General features: G+C 50.3%; 18 protein-coding genes and 1 rRNA gene. 6 read left to right on the forward strand and 13 right to left on the reverse strand.

The genetic code is table 11. The features are described 5' to 3' along the window. Positions 1-84 (reverse strand): 16S ribosomal RNA (locus BZG14_RS04135); the annotation flags it as partial. A 397-nt stretch (positions 85-481) separates the two neighbouring features. After that, a complete protein-coding gene (gene gmhB / locus BZG14_RS04145; RefSeq protein ID WP_077486842.1) occupies positions 482-1,036 on the reverse strand; it encodes a D-glycero-beta-D-manno-heptose 1,7-bisphosphate 7-phosphatase in 555 nt (184 codons plus the stop codon). A 121-nt stretch (positions 1,037-1,157) separates the two neighbouring features. On the opposite strand from gmhB, the gene tsaA reads away from it, so the two are divergent. Then, on the forward strand, positions 1,158-1,883 hold the full coding sequence (gene tsaA, locus BZG14_RS04150; RefSeq protein ID WP_077608050.1) for a tRNA (N6-threonylcarbamoyladenosine(37)-N6)-methyltransferase TrmO: 726 nt from the start codon (positions 1,158-1,160) through the stop codon (positions 1,881-1,883). 44 nt (positions 1,884-1,927) lie between these two features. Then, on the forward strand, positions 1,928-3,643 hold the full coding sequence (locus BZG14_RS04155) for a proline--tRNA ligase (protein ID WP_077486844.1): 1,716 nt from the start codon (positions 1,928-1,930) through the stop codon (positions 3,641-3,643). Positions 3,644-3,694: 51 nt separating this feature from the next. Here BZG14_RS04155 and BZG14_RS04160 read toward each other — a convergent pair whose 3' ends face one another. Beyond that, positions 3,695-4,315: a superoxide dismutase gene (locus BZG14_RS04160; RefSeq protein WP_077608051.1), complete on the reverse strand. Its 621-nt coding sequence runs from the start codon at positions 4,313-4,315 to the stop codon at positions 3,695-3,697. A 165-nt stretch (positions 4,316-4,480) separates the two neighbouring features. On the opposite strand from BZG14_RS04160, the gene BZG14_RS04165 reads away from it, so the two are divergent. The 4 genes from BZG14_RS04165 to BZG14_RS04180 all read left to right on the forward strand — a co-directional run bounded on the left by BZG14_RS04165 (position 4,481) and on the right by BZG14_RS04180 (position 7,042). Further along, positions 4,481-5,611, forward strand: coding sequence for a patatin-like phospholipase family protein (locus tag BZG14_RS04165; protein WP_077608052.1), 1,131 nt, complete (start codon positions 4,481-4,483; stop codon positions 5,609-5,611). Positions 5,612-5,731: 120 nt separating this feature from the next. Next, positions 5,732-6,586 carry a GGDEF domain-containing protein gene (locus BZG14_RS04170; RefSeq protein ID WP_077608053.1) on the forward strand — a complete coding sequence of 285 codons (855 nt, stop codon included), beginning with the start codon at positions 5,732-5,734 and terminating at the stop codon, positions 6,584-6,586. 62 nt (positions 6,587-6,648) lie between these two features. Next, the gene (locus BZG14_RS04175; RefSeq protein ID WP_069363555.1) at positions 6,649-6,852 is read left to right on the forward strand and encodes a YaeP family protein; all 204 of its coding nucleotides are present in this window, start codon (positions 6,649-6,651) and stop codon (positions 6,850-6,852) included. A 1-nt stretch (position 6,853) separates the two neighbouring features. Beyond that, positions 6,854-7,042, forward strand: a complete 189-nt coding sequence (locus BZG14_RS04180) for a DUF4250 domain-containing protein (RefSeq protein ID WP_046074193.1) — start codon at positions 6,854-6,856, stop codon at positions 7,040-7,042. A 77-nt stretch (positions 7,043-7,119) separates the two neighbouring features. On the opposite strand, the gene BZG14_RS04185 is transcribed toward BZG14_RS04180, so the two are convergent. The 10 genes from BZG14_RS04185 to BZG14_RS04230 form a co-directional block, all read right to left on the reverse strand. Then, positions 7,120-8,469, reverse strand: coding sequence for a sodium-dependent transporter (locus BZG14_RS04185; protein WP_069363554.1), 1,350 nt, complete (start codon positions 8,467-8,469; stop codon positions 7,120-7,122). Between the two features lie 195 nt (positions 8,470-8,664). Continuing rightward, a complete protein-coding gene (gene tilS, locus BZG14_RS04190; protein WP_108743518.1) occupies positions 8,665-9,975 on the reverse strand; it encodes a tRNA lysidine(34) synthetase TilS in 1,311 nt (436 codons plus the stop codon). 94 nt (positions 9,976-10,069) lie between these two features. After that, entirely contained in the window at positions 10,070-11,029 is a 960-nt protein-coding gene (gene accA, locus BZG14_RS04195; protein ID WP_077608054.1) for an acetyl-CoA carboxylase carboxyl transferase subunit alpha, read from the reverse strand. A gap of 55 nt (positions 11,030-11,084) precedes the next feature. Then, entirely contained in the window at positions 11,085-14,564 is a 3,480-nt protein-coding gene (gene dnaE, locus BZG14_RS04200; protein ID WP_077608055.1) for a DNA polymerase III subunit alpha, read from the reverse strand. A gap of 42 nt (positions 14,565-14,606) precedes the next feature. Further along, the gene (gene rnhB / locus BZG14_RS04205) at positions 14,607-15,206 is read right to left on the reverse strand and encodes a ribonuclease HII (RefSeq protein WP_077608073.1); all 600 of its coding nucleotides are present in this window, start codon (positions 15,204-15,206) and stop codon (positions 14,607-14,609) included. Further along, positions 15,199-16,353, reverse strand: coding sequence for a lipid-A-disaccharide synthase (lpxB, locus tag BZG14_RS04210; RefSeq protein WP_077608056.1), 1,155 nt, complete (start codon positions 16,351-16,353; stop codon positions 15,199-15,201). The genes rnhB and lpxB overlap by 8 nt, the downstream gene beginning before the upstream one ends. Continuing rightward, a complete protein-coding gene (gene lpxA / locus BZG14_RS04215) occupies positions 16,353-17,141 on the reverse strand; it encodes an acyl-ACP--UDP-N-acetylglucosamine O-acyltransferase (protein ID WP_077458467.1) in 789 nt (262 codons plus the stop codon). Before lpxA ends, lpxB begins: the two co-directional genes overlap by 1 nt. Positions 17,142-17,143: 2 nt before the next feature. Beyond that, positions 17,144-17,596: a 3-hydroxyacyl-ACP dehydratase FabZ gene (gene fabZ, locus BZG14_RS04220; protein WP_069363579.1), complete on the reverse strand. Its 453-nt coding sequence runs from the start codon at positions 17,594-17,596 to the stop codon at positions 17,144-17,146. A gap of 83 nt (positions 17,597-17,679) precedes the next feature. Next, positions 17,680-18,705 carry a UDP-3-O-(3-hydroxymyristoyl)glucosamine N-acyltransferase gene (lpxD, locus tag BZG14_RS04225; RefSeq protein ID WP_077608057.1) on the reverse strand — a complete coding sequence of 342 codons (1,026 nt, stop codon included), beginning with the start codon at positions 18,703-18,705 and terminating at the stop codon, positions 17,680-17,682. Positions 18,706-18,719: 14 nt separating this feature from the next. Beyond that, complete coding sequence (locus BZG14_RS04230; RefSeq protein WP_069363547.1) at positions 18,720-19,229, reverse strand: OmpH family outer membrane protein; 510 nt, start codon at positions 19,227-19,229, stop codon at positions 18,720-18,722. Positions 19,230-19,248: the final 19 nt, after the last annotated feature.

Genomic DNA, 19,248 nt, shown 5'->3' on the forward strand with positions numbered 1-19,248 from the left:
TCAATGCTGCCGTTTCCGCTCGACTTGCATGTGTTAGGCCTGCCGCCAGCGTTCAATCTGAGCCATGATCAAACTCTTCAATTTAAGTTTGGTGTTTCCGTAGAAACTGCTCAATGAATACTGATTACTGTTTATCTCCGAAGAGACAAACGAATTGACTGTGCCGAACAACTGTAAAAGTTGTCGTTTGGTCACTCAGTTCATCGAATAAATCTTTTTGTCTATTCTTAACGAGTGCCCACACAGATTGCATAGGTCAAATTGTTAAAGAGCGCCGCCCAATCTTGAGCGGGTGTGGCATTTTACGCCACCGAGGCAATGAGTCAAGCGTTTTGTTTGCTTGGCTGTTTTGCCGTTGTTAGCGCGGCTTGCCGTGCCAACGAGAAGCGAATTATAGAGACTTGTTTTTTTGATGCAAGCGTTTTTGTTGAAAAAAATCTAACTGTACAAATAATCGCCAAGATGCTGTTTGTATATCGTTTTAATGGTTAGCAAGCCAACCGGGTATATCAGCGATAGAGTCAACAACGTCAGTTGCTAATGCGACGCCTTGTTCGGTGACAGGTTTACCTGAGCGCACTAGCAAACGGGTTGCAACCCCTGCACACTCTGCGGCTTTCATATCATCCGCTTTATCTCCCACCATCACCGAGCGTGACATATCAATATCAAGCTCTTGCTGGGCATCAATCAACATACCCGGCTTGGGTTTGCGACAATCGCAATCAATTCGATACTCACCGACTCCTTCACTGGCATGATGGGGGCAGTAATATATCCCATCAAAATCGACACCTTTATCAGCAAAGTTCCAATCCATCCATTCGGTCAATTGCAAAAAATCTTGCTCCGAAAAGTAGCCTCTTGCGATACCGGCTTGATTGGTCACCAGTACGAGTAAATAGCCGCTTTCTTTCAGCGCCCTACATGCGTCGAACACACCCTCAATATATTCAAAGCTATCGATACTAGACACATAACCGTGATCGACATTAACGACACCATCACGATCGATAAAAACGGCTGGAAGACTCACGCGTTGTTCCCCTCGGTAAATAATGTTGAGATTATGTCACGCCCAAGACTGACTTGCATCCATACTCCCCTCTTCTATCACATGCTAAAGTATATCCACGTTGTTTTAGGTTTATTTGGTTATGTGTTACCCGTTTTCTATCACTCCAATCGGCACGCTTTACTCTCCTTTTAAAGAGAAGTTTGCGGTCCCTCGTCAACCTGGTTTAGCGCCGAGTGCACTGGCTTATCTCTGCTTACAGGGGGATGCCAATCAGATCGACGCCGTACGAGGGATTGAACAATACTCTCACCTTTGGTTGCTTTTTCTTTTTGATCAGAACTTAGATAAGGGATGGCGCCCTACTGTCCGGCCACCTCGTTTAGGGGGGAATGAGAGAATGGGTGTGTTTGCCAGCCGGGCTACATTTCGTCCTAATGGCATTGGTATGTCGGCGGTAGAGCTGGTTGATGTCACTCAAGATAGCGGGCAAGTAACCTTGGTATTACGAGGGTGCGATCTTGTTGACCAAACCCCGATTGTCGATATTAAGCCCTATATTCCTTACTCTGACAGTATTCCCGACGCTCAAGGCGGATTTGCTCACACCAAACCCACGCCACTAGACGTTCATTTCTCTGACCGCGCCTTATTGGCTTTATCTCAAACCCATCAGCAAGCCTATTATCAACGTGTCATCGCTGACGTTTTAGCACAAGACCCACGCCCGGCTTATAGAAAAGGTCAACCGGATAATCGCCGCTATGCTGTTCACCTGTTCGACTTTAACGTCACGTTTTACGTGCAAAACGAGCAAATAGAGGTGGCTACCATAGAAGCTTTTGTCGAAACTCCCCCACGCTGTTAATATGCTTGGACTTATTGATCGCCAATATCAACGGATAACTTTACATGCGTACCAGTCAATATCTGCTTTCTACTTTGAAAGAAACCCCTAGCGACGCAGAAATTATCAGCCACCAGCTGATGTTGCGTGCGGGTATGATTCGAAAACTCGCTTCAGGCCTTTATACTTGGCTTCCTACCGGGGTTCGCGTCCTTCGCCATGTCGAGCGTATTGTTCGCGAAGAAATGAACCGTGCCGGCGCCGTCGAAACCATGATGCCTGTCGTACAACCAGCAGATTTATGGCAAGAAACGGGGCGTTGGGAAAAGTTTGGTCCTGAGCTGCTACGTATTGCTGACCGCCATCAACGTGATTTTGTTTTAGGCCCCACGCATGAAGAAGTGATTACGCACTTGGCGCGCAACGAAATCAATTCATACAAGCAATTGCCGCTCAACTTGTACCAAATCCAAACCAAGTTCCGTGACGAAGTACGTCCTCGTTTTGGCGTCATGCGCTCTCGCGAATTTACCATGAAAGACGCCTACAGCTTCGATATCGACAAAGCGGGTATGGAGCAGAGCTATGAGAAAATGCGCGCGGCTTATTGCGCCATCTTTGACCGCATGGGGCTAGACTACCGTGCCGTATTGGCTGATACTGGCGCCATTGGTGGTTCCGCCTCGCACGAATTCCATGTCCTGGCCGACAGTGGTGAAGATCTGATCGCATTTTCAACCGAGTCCGACTACGCGGCAAATATTGAAAAAGCCGAAGCGCTCGCCCCTCAGGCGCAAGCCGATTCACCCACGCAAGCCATGGCGCTGGTCGATACGCCGAATGCGAAAACCATTGCTGAACTGGTTGAGCAGTTTGATCTCCCGATCGAAAAAACAGTTAAGACGCTTTTCGTCAAAGCGTCTGAACAGGTCGAGTCCGATCTTATCGCACTAATCATCCGTGGCGATCATGAACTCAACGAAGTAAAAGCGGAAAATCTACCTGAGGTAGAAGCACCGCTTACTTTCGCCACCGAAGAAGAAATCCGTGCGCTTGTCGGTGCAGGTCCTGGCTCTTTGGGTCCGGTAAACCTACCGGCACCTTTCATCGTCGATCGCAGTGTTGCGGTAATGAGTGACTTTGGTGCTGGTGCAAACACCGACGATAAACACTACTTCGGAATAAATTGGGGACGCGATGTAGAGCTAGGTCAAGTCGCCGACCTGCGCAATGTCATCGAAGGCGATCCTAGCCCTTGTGGTAAAGGCACATTGATGTTTAAACGTGGCATCGAAGTGGGCCATATCTTCCAGCTGGGCAATAACTACTCACAAAAGATGAATGCTGGCGTACTAGGCCAAGACGGTAAGAACGCCATGTTAGAGATGGGCTGTTACGGCATTGGTATTACGCGTGTTGTGGCTGCAGCGATTGAGCAGAACCATGACCAAAACGGTATTATCTGGCCTGACGCCATCGCGCCTTTCAAGGTGGCCATTGTCCCGATGAATATGCACAAATCTGAACGTGTCCGTGAAGCGGCTGAAAAGTTATACACCGATCTTACCGCAGCCGGTATTGAGGTACTTTTTGACGACCGTAAAGAGCGTCCAGGTGTAATGTTCTCTGATATTGAACTTATCGGCGTGCCTCACACTATCGTCATTGGTGAGCGTAGTATGGATAACGGCGTGTTCGAGTATAAGCATCGTCGAGACGGCGAGAAAGTGCCTTTCTCCATTGACGATGCACTGACGTTTATTCAGTCAAAGCTTGACTAAATAGCGCCAAAAGCAAGCATGTCATGCCCCGCTCTGCGGGGCATTTTTGTATCAGCTAATCGCCTCGCGTGCTTTTTGGTATGCCTTTTCAGCAAAGTCCCAATTGACCACTTGCCACCAAGCATTGACATAATCTGGGCGCTTATTCTGATAGTTAAGATAGTAAGCATGCTCCCACACATCACAACCTAACAGCGGCTCTCCTTTCACCTCTGCAATATCCATCAATGGATTATCTTGATTAGGTGTCGATGTAATCGCAAGCTGTCCATCTTCTTTCACTACCAGCCACGCAAAGCCTGACCCAAACTGACCAATCGCCGCCTGACTAAAGGCCTCTTTAAACGCATCGAGTGAGCCGTAGGTCGCTACAATGGCATCGTAGAGCGGTCCTTCTGGTGTCCCCTTAGGGTTGGGCGTCATCGATTGCCAATAAATCATATGGTTGTAATAACCACCGCCATTATTACGAATGGCAGCAGGCAGCGTTGAAACCTCAGCAAATAAAGTCTCAAGCGATTCACCATTACGCGCCGTCTCTTCAATCGCCGCAACAAATTTATCGTAATAGGTTTTGTGGTGACGCTGATGATGAATGCGCATGGTTGCCTCATCAATGTGGGGCTCTAGCGCATCATAAGCATAAGGAAGATCGGGAAAAGAGTRAGTCATGGTGTTGCTCCATCGATGATTAAGACACCATCAGCCTAGATCGAATTGATAACAATTTTCAACCTCATTATCATTAATGATATTTGGAGTCTGTGATATACCGCCGCGCGTGAGATGAAAGAGCGTCTATAATCAAACTGTTAGCGTGGTAATAATGGTAGTCCTATGTCGAAAAACAAACCCAAAATTGCCTTGGTGCTCACTGGCGGCGGTGCACGAGCCGCTTACCAAGTAGGCGTACTCTCGGCGATCGCCCACTGGTACCCGCGGGTGCACACGAGTCCCTTTACCATTTATTGCGGCACATCCGCCGGTGCTATCAACGCGGTATCTTTGGCAAGCTATGCGTCATGTTTTCGACTAGGCGTCAAAAAACTGTCTTGGCTATGGCATCGATTGAACACCTCCCGGGTGCTCGCCAGTCAGCCCAGTGCACTTATCGGCCATCTTTTGTCGCAAACCGGGCAACGCTTTCAATCTCACTACCAACCCACTCAGCCTTTCGGGTTGCTCAATAATCGGCCATTAAGAGAATTACTGAATCAAACGATCAGCTTTAATAAGCTTAATTATCAATTGCTTGCTGGTCATTTAAATGGCTTGTCTGTCACTGCCTCAAACTACCAAACGGGGCAATCGGTGAGTTTCTTTCAAGGCGCATCTCATATCAAACCGTGGGAAAGAGCCCGCGCAGTGGGAAAGCGAAGTCAAATTTCCACCGAACACTTACTGGCCTCTTCAGCCATTCCTTTCGTTTTTCCTGCCTCCAGGATTGGCCACGAGTTTTATGGTGATGGGGCAATTCACCAAATTTCCCCGTTGTGTCCCGCTGTCAAAATGGACGCGGAGCGGATTTTAATTCTGGATCTGACCACAGGAATACGGCGGCCTGAACAAATTAAACACACCGCGCCAGGTTTAGCGATGCTCGGCGGTCATTTAATGAATGCTATCTTTGCGGATACGCTCTCGGCAGACTTAGAGCATTTACAACGGCTTAATCAGGTTGCCAGCGCTTTATCTCCCGACCAAAAAGAGCGTCTAGGTCTGCGCCACATTGATGTGCTTCATCTTCGGCCTTCAGAGCCATTTGAACCCATGGCGAACCGCTACTACAGCCATATGCCACTGGCATTGCGCAGCTTGCTTAAGCTTTTGGGGATTAATGCCAGTCAAGATGCCACCTTTGCCAGTTATCTGTTATTTGAGGCGGCATACCTTCGCCAGTTGATTGACATTGGCTACCGTGATGCACACAATCACCAGGCTGAGATCCTCTCTCTATTGACAGATTAGTTACTTTAAAACAGTATCCTCACTCGCATCCACCCATCGCCATTAGCGAAAATATATAGACTGGCACGATACCTGCTTCATAGATTGAAACCGACGTTGTTACTGAGTAGTTGATCACGCATGAATGCCTCGCACATCAAACAATATACAAACTCTGATCGCGCCCCGCGGATTGTTCCGCTCGGTGCCGATCAACGTTTGTTGTTGTTACAAAAGCTGCAAGGCCACCTTGATATCAAAGTGTTGTTTGAAGTCTACGCGCGTGAACTAGAAAAGCAGATCGATATTGGGCGCATTATTTGGGAGCATGATGATATCTCCAACATCATTCGTCGTGGCGTACAACACACATTTCGTCAGACGTTTTCCATCAAGTTCAATAAGCAGCCATTGGGTGTGTTGCAATACTCTACCCCTTACAAGCTCGATCCAGATGAAATCAGCTTGCTCCATACCTATCACAAGCTGCTCGCCGGCCCGCTGAATAATGCCGTTGAATATACGCGCGTGAAAAACATGGCATTGCTCGATGGTCTCACTGGCCTACATAACCGCACCAGCTTTGAACAAGACCTTCAGCATGCCGTCGCCGTCTGTGAACGGGAAAATATTGGTCTGGTCATGGTGATGTTCGATATGGACAACTTCAAACAAGTCAATGATACCTATGGCCACTTGGATGGTGATAAGGTACTACGCCGTTTTTCATTGCTGGTCAAAGAAGCTGTGCGCGGCAGCGATCGTTGCTATCGACTCGGTGGCGATGAGTTTGCCGTGATCTTGCAACCTGCCAGTAAAAGCTCGGTGAAACACGTGACCTCACGAGTGAAGAGCTTAGTTGGCCAAGATCATTTGTTATCAAGTCACCAGATCAGCGCGTCAGTTGGTTTCTCTGTCTATCGACAAGGTGATAATAACTTGTCGCTCTATGAACGTGCCGACCAAAGTATGTACCGGCAAAAACGCGCACGTTAGCGCTTTCCTCTCCCTAACCAGATTGGGTATAGTGATCCTCATCATTACGTGAGGAGAACACCATGAAAATAGCAGACTGCTGTGACTTGATTCGCCAACGCTATGCGGAAATTGGCAGTGGCGAGCAAGGCTATATACCAGCGGCGATCCATTGCGCATTAAAAGCCCTCAACGATATTGCACAAGACACTGAGATCCAGCAATCGCGTCGAGAGCAAGCCGCATTTGCCGCGGCCAACTTGTTGATCAGCGATCACGAGGACTAAGATGGATCTAAACAATTACGCCACCATGGACCCTGTCATGCTGATGAGCATTGTCAATATGAAGCTACGTGACGAGTTTGACAGCTTGGAGGATCTGGTTCGCTATTATGATATCGACAAAGCCGTACTGTGCACGCGGCTCGAAGAAGCAGGCTTTACGTATATCGAAGACGCCAACCAATTTCGTTAAGTCAACGTCTATACAACGCAAAAAGCGGACATTTCGTCCGCTTTTTTCATTATTGGTCGCGATCTCGACGGCTTTTGTTAGCCCAGTGACACCCACAGGACGGTCGCCACTAATATAGGACAAACGAACTTGACGTAGACAGGCCATATTTTCCAAAACAGGCTCTGCTCAATATCCGCATACCCCTCACGCAAGGCCGACAATTTGCGGTCACGCGACCAAATCCACCCACCAAACAAGCAGAACAATAGCGCTGCAAAGGGCTGGAAGTACTGTGTCGCCACTTTCGCCACCAAACCAAACAAGGTACCGAAATGGAAGACAATCACCGCACTAAACGCGGCAATCAGACCACCCAGCACCCAACTGGTGATTTTACGGCTTGAGCCTAGTCGTTCACTGGCAAGAGCAACCGGGCACTCGAGCATAGAAATCGAAGAGGTCAGCGCCGCAATAGTCATCAGTAAGAAAAAGACCAAAGACACGTAAGGCCCTGCCGCTCCGAGGCTTTCAAACAGCAAAGGTAACACGGTAAATACCAGCGTATCGGCACTCAGCAAGCTGCCATCTTGGGCGTATATTTCTACGCCTTGGTGCATGGCAACAAACATGGCAGGTAGCACCACCAGACCAGCAATAACTGCCACCGCGGTATCGACCAGCGTGACGCTCAATGCCATCTTAGGCAGATTTTCTTTCTGACTCAGATAAGAGCCATAAATCAGCATCGAGCACCCACCAATGGTCAGCGAGAAAAAGCCTTGTCCCATCGCGGCCAAGAGCAGATCTCTGTCCATGATCTTGGAGAAGTCAGGAATAAGGTAGTGCTTTAAGCCCTCAGTCGCGCCAGGAAGTGTCATGATGTAGATAAACATCGCGGCAAACAGCACGAATAATGCGGGCATCAACCGCGTCGACCAACGTTCAATCCCTTGTTTCACACCTGCTTGCACGATAAAGATCGTCAACACATAAAAGAGGATAGCGCCAAACAAGTTACGTGAAGCCGAGAAGCCTTTTAACCATGCTGCCGCGTCGGTAAAGTGTAAGATCTCTGCAACCGCCGCAAGGAGAAAAGACACTAACCAGCCCCCAACAATGCTATAGAACGCCAGCACCATACAAGGAACGGCCAGTCCCACTAAACCCACACCGCTTCCTAAGCGCTTCATCAAAGGATTATCACTGAGTGCACGCATGCTATCCAGTGGGTTCGCACGCCCATGACGGCCAATCGCCATTTCCACCACCAACATGGGAAATGCCACCAGCAAAATCATTAACAAGTAGACGAGTAAAAACGCGCCACCGCCATTACTGGCCGCTTGAGTGGGAAATCCCCAAATATTACCCAGTCCCACTGCAGCCCCTGCTGCAGCCAGAACAAAGCCAATCCTAGTACCGAATAATTCGCGACTTGATGCCATTACTGCTTACCTTGCGTATCATTAGACTAGTACATTAAGTAATTCGTCACGATTAAGCAAGATAAGATAGTCTAACTGCTCAATTAATCATCACCCGTTCAGTATTCTGATCTCATCCAACTCGCCCGACGTTTGCTCTGGCACCTGGTGAGCGAGCGATGTTAAGTGAGCGAATCGCGCCGGGTGACAGGAAGATTAAGACTCATGCTGCCAAACAAGTCGCCATTGTTTACCGCTTGCGGCCTGACTAACATACCTATCGGCAATGGCCACCACTGTCTCGCCATCGCAAATAATCGGTTGGCGTCGACGTAACCAGCTGGGGATCTCGGCTTCTTGGTAGAGTTTTTTTAGCTTTCGGCGCCCTTGTCGGCCGGCAGGATGAATCGATAAGCCACGAGGGTTAAAGTGTACACGCAGTGCCCGCGACGTGAGATTTCCCAGCGCGAGCCCTTTCTCTGTCGACGAATAAGGCAGTAAGTACAAGGTACCCAGTCCATCTGGCAGTGCTAACGGTGTTTCTGGCGTCAATGTGCCCTGCCATTGGGATAAATCGGCATAAGGCAGCACGATATAAAGCTGTTGCTGGAAGCGGCGAATACTCACCGTGCCCACGCTCAAGCTCGGGTTGGCATCCGGTTTAGCGTTGATGACATCAAAGAGCAATGTCTGTAACTGTGCTTGCGTCAAGGTAATACTGTGACGCTTTAGCCAATGGCGCAGCATGGCCTGCGTGAGTGCTAAGTCGTTCTGTGGTAACGCGGTAATAGCCAGGCTGCCCGCTTCTGTCTCCGCTTGTGTCACCATAGGCTCTATCAATCGCGCCAATAAGGACGCTTGTTCACCACACAAGCGCTGGGTGCGCTCAACGGCTTTACGAAAGCCAGGCCAACGAGCATCCGCTTGCGGTAACCAGTGCTGACGCAAAAAATTGCGATCAAAGCGCGTGTCTTGGTTGCTCGGATCGTCCACCCAATCGAGTTGGTGTTGGCGCGCATATGCCTCAAGGCTCGCTCTTGATAGCGTCAAAAAAGGACGTACCAGATAGCCCTGACCCAGAGCACGCACCGCTGGCATCCCAGCTAACCCTTCCAAGCCACTGCCGCGTTTGAGGGCGAGGAAAAAGGTTTCAACCTGATCATCACTGTGCTGGGCGGTTAACACCAGTCCATTGGGCTTAAGCAGGTGCGCGATCGCCTGATACCTTGCTTGTCTCGCCGCATGTTCCACACTGAGCGACGTATCCAAGCTCACCCGTTCTACCCTGCAGCGAAATCCGGCGTTGTCCGCCCACATTTGGCACAGCTCAGCCCATTTATCCGCATCGGGATGCAAACCGTGATGAACATGAACCACAAGATAATCATGTTGGGGGTGCTGGTCGCGATACTGCGTCAATAATGCTAGCAACACGCGAGAGTCTAATCCGCCACTGAGCGCCAGTACCACCTGTCGCGGTGTCGATGTCAGCGGGGCTAATGTGTCACTCAGTTGATGGTAAAGCATAGCCATTCATCATTATATAATGTGTCATTGTTGCCGCCCTTTACGTAAAAGAAAAGGGCCCGCAGGCCCTTTATCGCAGTGCATTCCATCACGATTAGCAGTAACCGTAATTGAGCAAGCGCTGATAGCGGCGATCCCGCAAGCTTTCGGTATCAAGACTGTCTAAATCGCTTAGCTGGGTAAGCAGTGTTTGCTTAATGCTATCCGCCATCGCGTTAATGTCGCGGTGTGCACCCCCCAGTGGCTCAGTGATCACACTATCAATCAAGCCAAGCTCTTTGAGGCGAGGGGCGGTTATCCCCATCGCATCAGCCGCTTGCGGCGCTTTTGCAGCATCACGCCACAAAATAGATGCACAACCCTCGGGGGAGATCACCGAGTAGGTGGAGTACTGCAGCATATTGACATAATCCCCCACACCAATCGCCAACGCACCACCAGAACCACCTTCACCGACCACATTACAAATCACAGGGACAGTCAGGCCGGCCATTTCTTTAAGGTTACGTGCAATCGCCTCTGATTGGCCTCGCTCCTCGGCTCCGACACCTGGGTAAGCGCCTGCGGTATCGATAAAGGTAATCACCGGCATATTAAAACGCTCGGCCATTTTCATCAGGCGCAGTGCTTTGCGGTAGCCCTCGGGCTTGGGCATACCAAAGTTACGCTTGACCTTTTCATTGGTGTCTCGCCCTTTTTGGTGACCAATCACCATCACAGGACGCCCTTCTAATCGCGCCATTCCTCCCACCAATGCTTTGTCGTCAGCATAGGCGCGGTCGCCAGCCAATTCATCAAACTCATGGAAAATGCGATCCAGATAGTCGTAGGTATATGGGCGCTGCGGGTGACGCGCAAGTTGTGCCACCTGCCACGCGCCTAAATCACCAAAGATTTTTCGCGTCAGCTCTAGGCTTTTTGTTTCCAGTTGTTCAATCTCTTTATCCAAGTTAACCGCGTCTTCTCCACCCCGCTTGGAAACAGCGCGAAGGGCCTCAATTTTGGCTTCTAATTCTGCGATAGGTTGTTCAAACTCTAAAAAATTAAGAATCATACCAAGAGAATCCTATTGGTCACCGCCAGTGTACGCGACACGTCACCAGCCTGGCTTAGTTAAACTCTAATTCGACCTGCTCTTGACCGWGCAAGCCTTTCAAGGTGTCGATTAATTCATCGGTTGGTGTTACGCGCCACTCTGCGCCTAAGCGTAACCGCGCGCGCGCATCGTCGCGCTGATAGTAAAGATTCACAGGTACTGTACCGGAGCGGTAGGGTGCCAGTGCATCATGAAATCGTTCAAAAAAGGACGCATCGWCCTGATCCGAGGTCATCGAAATCCCTAAACAACGCGCATACTTTTCCCGCGCCTGACTAATGTCCATCACTTCACGGGCGGTCATTTTAAGCCCCCCGTTGAAGTCATCAAAGCTGACCTGTCCTGAGACCACTAAAATCCGATCTTTCTCCACCAAGTCAAGATATTTGTCGAGCACATCAGAAAAAAGCATCACTTCCATGCGCCCCGAGCGATCATCAAGGGTTAAGATCCCTAATCGTGACCCCCGTTTGGTGGTCATTACCCGTGCAGCGATCACTAACCCTGCTACCGTCGAGACCACATCACGCTTGGTTGCATGGGCATCTTCTAACCGCCACGTGATGTAGTTTTTTAACTCTTTGCGATAGCTGTTGACCGGATGGCCGGTCAAATACAAGCCCAGTGTTTCTCGCTCCCCTTCTAGCCATACTTTATCTGGCCATGGGTCAGCGTGTGCATAGGCATGCTCTACTTCTTCGGGGGCATCAGTCAACACCCCAAACATATCGGTTTGCCCGTAGGCTTCCGCTTGGTGATGTTGGCTCGCAGCACGAATAGCTTCATCGACCGAGGCCATCATCGCCGCACGATGAGGGCCGAGTTTGTCCATGGCACCGGCACGGATGAGGCGTTCAATCACTCGTTTATTAACTTTTTTGGTATCAATGCGAGCACAAAAATCAAACAAGTCTCGGAAATAACCGTCTTGCTCACGCGCAGCAACAATGGTATCGATAGGGCCTTCGCCGACCCCTTTTATCGCCCCAATACCGTAAACAATTTCCCCTTGCTCGTTGACGGTGAAATGGTGCAATCCAGCATTCACATCCGGCGGTAAAACCGTCAGTTTCATGCGCCGACACTCTTCCACCAGCCCCACGACTTTATCCGTGTTATCCATGTCTGCGGTCATTACCGCCGCCATGAATTCCGCGGGGTAATGCGCTTTTAACCACAGTGTTTGATATGAGACCAGTGCGTAAGCGGCGGAGTGCGATTTGTTGAAACCATAGCCAGCGAACTTCTCTACCAAATCAAAGATCCGCATCGCTAGCTCGCCATCAATGCCGTTGGCGATTGCCCCTTTTTCAAAAATGTCTCGCTGCTTGGCCATTTCTTCTGGCTTTTTCTTACCCATGGCACGACGCAACAAGTCCGCGCCGCCTAGCGTATAGCCTGCGAGTGTCTGAGCGATCTGCATCACCTGCTCTTGATAGAGAATGATGCCATAGGTGGGCTCAAGCGTTTCTTTCAACGAGTCGTGTTGCCATTTTTCATCCGGGTAAGACACGACTTCACGGCCATGCTTACGGTCGATAAAGTTATCCACCATCCCTGATTGCAACGGGCCAGGACGGAACAAGGCCACCAAAGCGATCATATCTTCAAAGCAATCAGGCTGAAGCCGTTTAATCAGCTCCTTCATGCCCCGCGATTCCAGCTGGAAGACGGCAGTCGTCTCGGCTTTGCGCAGCATTTCAAATGAAGGTTGATCAGCCATCGGGATCGCGGCGATATCAATGGGATCTTTCCCTTGACGCTGTAAGCGCGGATTTATCATCCCCAGCGCCCAGTCGATGATGGTCAGCGTCCGCAGACCCAAGAAGTCAAACTTCACGAGACCGGCGGTTTCAACGTCGTTTTTATCAAACTGCGTGACCGGATGATGCCCTTCACTGTCGCAATAAAGGGGGGCGAAATCGGTGATCGTGGTGGGTGATATGACCACCCCGCCCGCGTGCTTACCCGCATTTCGGGTCACCCCTTCAAGCATCCGCGCCATGTCAATCAGCGCTTTGACTTCCTCATCGCTGTTGTACACCTCAACCAACTGGGGCTCGGCGTCAAAGGCTTTCTCGAGGGTCATTCCAGGATCGGGTGGCACCAGCTTTGAAATCCGGTCCACAAAGCCATATGGGTGCCCTAACACGCGTCCCACATCACGGATCACGGCTTTCGCCGCCATGGTACCGAAGGTAATGATCTGCGATACCGCATCACGCCCGTACATTTCAGCGACGTGATCGATCACTAGATCACGCTTATCCATGCAAAAGTCGACATCGAAGTCGGGCATGGAAACCCGTTCGGGGTTCAAAAAGCGCTCGAAGAGGAGATCAAACTGGAGTGGATCGAGGTCGGTAATTTTTAGCGCATAAGCCACCAAAGAGCCGGCCCCTGAGCCTCGCCCTGGGCCCACAGGGATGTCATTGTCTTTTGACCATTGGATAAACTCCATCACGATCAAAAAGTAGCCGGGAAACCCCATTTGGTTGATGACCCCAAGCTCGCGCTCTAGTCGTGCATCATAGTCGGGGCGTCGGCGCGCTCTTTCCGCTTCATCAGGAAAGAGAAAGGCAAGACGCGCTTCCAAGCCTTCTTGTGAGCGCTTGACCAAGTATTGATCAATTTCCATTCCCTCTGTGGGGAAGTTCGGCAAAAAGTACTCATCCAATCGCACCGGCACGTTACAACGCTTGGCTATCTCTACGCTATTGGTCAATGCCTCGGGAATATCCGCGAAGAGCTCACACATCTCTTGCTCGGTACGCAAATACTGTTCGGCGCTGTATTTCTTGGGACGACGAGGATCATCGAGCGTGAAACCATCATGAATCGCAACCCGGATCTCATGCGCATCAAACTCCTCAGATGAAATGAAGCAGACTTCATTGGTCGCCACCACAGGCAAGTCATGCTCGGCGGCAAAATCAACCGCAAAGTGAAGATAGACTTCTTCATCCTGGCGCCCAGTGCGCACCAGCTCCATGTAATACGCATCCGGGAAATAGGTCTGGTAAAAGTGAGCACACTCTTTTGCCAGCGCTTGATTGCCTTTAAGCAAGGCTTTTCCCAAGTCACCACGGCAGCCGCCGGATAACACAATCAACCCTTCCGAATGCTCAATCAGCCATTGCTGATCGATCACTGGGCGATGCTGAATATGTCCACGTAAGTAGGCCTTGGAGATCAGCAAGGTCAGGTTCTTATAGCCCGTTTTGTCGGTCGCTAATAAGGTCAGCTGACAAAGCTCCTCGCCAAACGCCTCCGATTGCACCAAAAAATCAGCGCCAATTATCGGCTTCACACCGACATTGTTGGCAGTGTTATAGAACTTAACCAACCCACACAGGTTGCTAAAGTCAGTCAGCGCCATGGCAGGCATGCCCATTTCCGCCACTTTTTTTACCAGTGGTGGCACCTTGGACAAACCATCAACCATGGAAAAGTCACTGTGAATACGTAAATGGACAAAACGTGGCTCAGACATACGGCTCGTTACTTAACGGTAATAAGGGCTGGGATCACACGACTAGTCAATGCCCAGTGCGCGCTTAACGGGTTTAAAACTTTTACGGTGCATAGGTAATGCGCCATGCTCGGCTAACGCTGCCATGTGGACCTTGGTGGGATAGCCCTTGTGTTGCGCAAACCCATAATTCGGATAAGCGGCGTCCAACATAGCMATTTCATGGTCACGATCGACTTTTGCCAAGATCGAGGCGGCGCTAATTTCTGCGACCCGCAAGTCACCTTTCACCACAGCCTCAGCAGGCATCGACAAGGGTGGCACCCGGTTGCCGTCAATTAATGCGTAATCCGGCGTCACCGACAAGCCRTCAACCGCGCGCTGCATCGCCAGCATGGTGGCATGTAAAATATTCAGCGAATCGATTTCATCAGGCTCTGCGCGCCCGACTGACCAAGCCAAGGCTTTTTGTTTGATTTCATCATACAAGGCAAGACGCTTTTTCTCGCTCAGTTTTTTCGAATCTGTCAAACCCACAATAGGCTGCGCGGGATCGAGAATCACCGCGGCAGTGACCACAGCACCGACCAAGGGCCCACGTCCGACTTCGTCGACCCCCGCGATAAGCTGTGCGTCAGGGTATTGAAAAGCGTGTTCAGTCATGGTCATCTAATAAAGTTAATACGGCATTGGCTGCAGACGTATCCGCATCTTTTCGGATAGTGTGATGCAACTCAGTAAAGGTGGTCAACAATGCTTGGTTATCACTWTCAAGCTGAGCGCTAACCGCATCTGCTAACGCCTCTGGTTGACACTCTTCTTGCAGCAATTCAGGCACTAAAGGTGCGTCAGCGAGAATATTGGGTAAGGATACATACTTTGTTTTCAACAAGCGTTTGGCAAGCCATGCCGTGACAGGCTTGACTTTGTATCCTACCACCATCGGACGCTTCAGTAACATACACTCCAACGCGACTGTGCCCGAGGCAAGTAATACCGAGTCAGCCGCGCTAATCACTTGGCGCGCCGTATCGTCAACCAGCGTAAATGACAGTTCAGGCGCAATCGTCTGCCAGATCTGTTCAAATTGCTGGCGTCGAGTCTCGTTAACAAGCGCCACCACAAAGCCCAGATCAGGGTGTCGTGCTGCCAGTTGCTGACACGCTTTTATAAACGGCGGGGCTAACATCGACATTTCACTGCCACGGCTACCGGGTAGCACAGCTAGCCAGCGCTTGCTGCTATCCAGCCCAAGCACGCGCTGCGCGGCGAGTTTATCCACCTGCATCGGAATGCTATCGGCCATAGTGTGGCCGACAAAGGCACAAGGCACGTCGAACTTATCGTAAAACGCTTTCTCGAAAGGTAAAAAAGCCAGAACCAGATCCGTTGCCGCGGCAATCTTAAAAATCCGCTTTTGCCGCCATGCCCACACTGATGGGCTAACATAATGGACGGTTTTTATCCCCGCTTGTTTTAACGACGCCTCGAGGCGCAGATTAAAATCCGGGGCATCGATACCGATGAAGACATCTGGCGGATTGACGGTAAAGTGCTTAACCAACGCCGTTTTTACTTTCAGCAAACGTGGTAGCCGTCCCAGCACTTCTACCAGCCCCATGACCGACAGCTCTTCCATATCGAATAAGCTATGGCAGCCTTGAGCCATCATTCTTGGCCCCCCAATGCCGACAAACTCAACATGAGGATGTTGAGCCCGCATCGCTTTGATTAGGCCTTCACCTAAAACATCGCCGGAGATTTCCCCGGCGACAATTCCAACACGTAATGGGCGTTCACTGGGTAACATCAACGAATAACGCCTCGCGTCGAACGCTCAAAAAAGTCAATAAACAGCGCTAGTGCCGGCTCACTATCCGCTTGCTCGGCCAGCTCTTTTTTCACTTCTTCCAGTGTTTTGCCTGAGCGATACATGTTTTTGTACACCGAGCGAATCGCCCGGATGGAGGACTTTTCAAAGCCACGGCGTTTGAGCCCTTCAACATTAATGCCAAATGGCGCGCAATGATTGCCCTGTGCCATCACATAAGGCGGAACATCTTGTACGACTATCGATCCGCCACCGAGCATCGCGTGACTACCAATGACGCAGAACTGGTGAATGGCGGACATGCCACCGACAATCGCATAATCATCGACATGAACGTGGCCCGCTAAGGTGGCGTTGTTGGCAAAAATACAATGATTACCGACCACACAATCATGGGCGACGTGGGCATTAATCATAAACAGGTTGTCACTACCAACTTTGGTTTCGCCTTTATCTTGGACCGTACCACGATGCATGGTCACGCTTTCACGAATGGTGTTGCGATCACCAATTTCTAGCGTGGTTGGCTCCCCAGCATATTTGAGATCTTGGCACGCCTCACCAATGGACGCGAATTGATAAATGCGGTTATCTGCGCCGATACGGGTCGGGCCTTTGATCACGACATGTGTCATCACCTCGGTGCCCGCGCCGATTTCAACCCCTTCGCCAATATAAGAAAAAGCGCCAATGTTGACATTTTCGCCCAATACGACGCCGTCTTCGACAACCGCAGTGGGGTGAATGTAAGCCGTTTCGTGGATCACAATTAGATCTCTCTTCTTGCGCACTTCAGTTCCGCCGAGCAGACAACCTCGCCATCTACTTTCGCGACCCCATTAAAGGCCGCAATACCTCGACGCTCTCTAATAAACTCCACCTCAAGCACCAATTGGTCGCCCGGTGAAACCGGACGGCGGAATTTCGCATTATCAATGCTTGCAAAGTAGTATAGCTCGTTGTCTTTCGGCTTACCGAAGGTCTTAAATGCCAATAAGCCTGTTGCTTGCGCCATGGCCTCTAGAATGAGTACGCCTGGTAAAACAGGCAACTGCGGGAAATGACCCGTAAATTGCGGCTCATTAACAGTGATGTTTTTAATCGCGTGAAGGTATTGCCCTTCTTCAAAATCGATAACGCGATCAATCAACAAAAAAGGATAGCGATGTGGTAACAGCTCTTTGATTTCGTTGATATGTAGAACTTTGTTTTCGCGAGTCAAGGTAGTATTCCCGTTCAAATCCAATATTGACTTCATTAACGCAAAACGGCCCGCGTTACTAAGGCGGGCCTGTCATCTCGGCGTTAATCTTGTTTATCGAGCTGATTTTCCAGCTCTTTGAGCCGCTTGTGCATCTCATCAATCTTGAGTACACGTGCGGCAGTCTTCCGCCACTCGCGGTTGGGCTGCAACGGAATGCCGGACGAATACATGCCCGGCTCAGTGATTGGCCGCATCACCATCGCCATTCCCGTGATGGTCACGTTATCTGTGATTTCCATATGGCCATTAAACACGCTGGCGCCGCCGATGATGCAGTGTTTGCCTACTTTGAGACTGCCTGCCATCACAGTGGCACCCGCGATTGCTGTGTTCTCACCGATCGTCACATTATGCGCAATCTGGCACTGGTTGTCGATAATCACTCCATCAGCAATTTCGGTATCATCCAATGCCCCACGGTCAATGGTGGTACACGCACCAATTTCGACGCGATCCCCGATCACAACGCGGCCAAGCTGAGGGATTTTCACCCACTTGCCTTTATCATTGGCATAGCCAAACCCGTCCGCACCGATCACGGTACCCGCTTGAATCAAGCAGTCCTGCCCTATCACTACCTCATGATAAAGCGTGACATTCGCCCAAAGTTTGGTACGCGCGCCCACTTTTGCCCCTTTACCGATAAAGCAACCCGCACCGATTTGTGCTCCATCGCCAATAAGCGCGCCAGATTCAATCACCGCATTCGGGCCAATTGCCACGCCCTCTCCCAACACCGCATCGTCAGCCACCACCGCGGATGCGGCAATATCGGTGGCACAAGCGGGCGTCGAGTCGAGAAYCTGTGCCACTTTGGCGTAAGCCAAATAGGGGTCTGACACGACCAAGGCGTTGCCTTGGCAATACGACAGATCGCCCTCTTTTAGCATCACAGCACTGGCGCGGCACAGTGACAAGTTTTTACGGTATTTAGGGCTGGATAAGAAGGTAATTTGCCCTTCTCCCGCTGAATTCATCCCTGCAAGCGAGTTTATCGTTACAGCGCCATCTCCGTGGAGCTGTGCATCCAGTTTATCCGCTAATTCAGCGAGAGTAATCGAAACCATGGGCTCCTCGACGGTTATTTAACTGCGTTGATCACTTTTTCAGATAAGTCATCACTTGGGTTGGCGTATAAAACGGCATTAGCATCAATCACCATGTCATAGCCTTCTTGCTCGGCTACTTGGTCAACCGCTGTCTTGAGCTTTTTGACTAGTTTAGACTCTTCTTGACCACCACGCTTGCGTTGATCTTCTTGAAGCGCTTTCACTTTCAGCTTGTAATCCGACTCCATCGATTGGAGTTTGCGCTGCAGCTTCACGCGCTCGTCTTCACTCATCAGCTCACCATTACGCTTGAGCTTCTCTACGCCTTCAGAGAGCTTCTCTTTCAAGCGTTCAATTTCGGCCACTCGGTCTTTAAATTCACCGCGTAGCTTCTCATTGAGGTTGTTTTTCTTCGCCAGTTGCGACATCACGGCCCCGGTTGATACGTAGCCCACCTTCTGTGCAGCATCAGCCGCTGATGCGTACATGGACGTTGTCAATACCGCGACACTCAGTCCCGCTGCTTTCAAAAATGATTTCACAATAGTCTCCTTTCTGATC

It is taken from the genome of Salinivibrio sp. IB282 (genome assembly GCF_001995685.1).
Taxonomy (GTDB): domain Bacteria; phylum Pseudomonadota; class Gammaproteobacteria; order Enterobacterales; family Vibrionaceae; genus Salinivibrio; species Salinivibrio kushneri.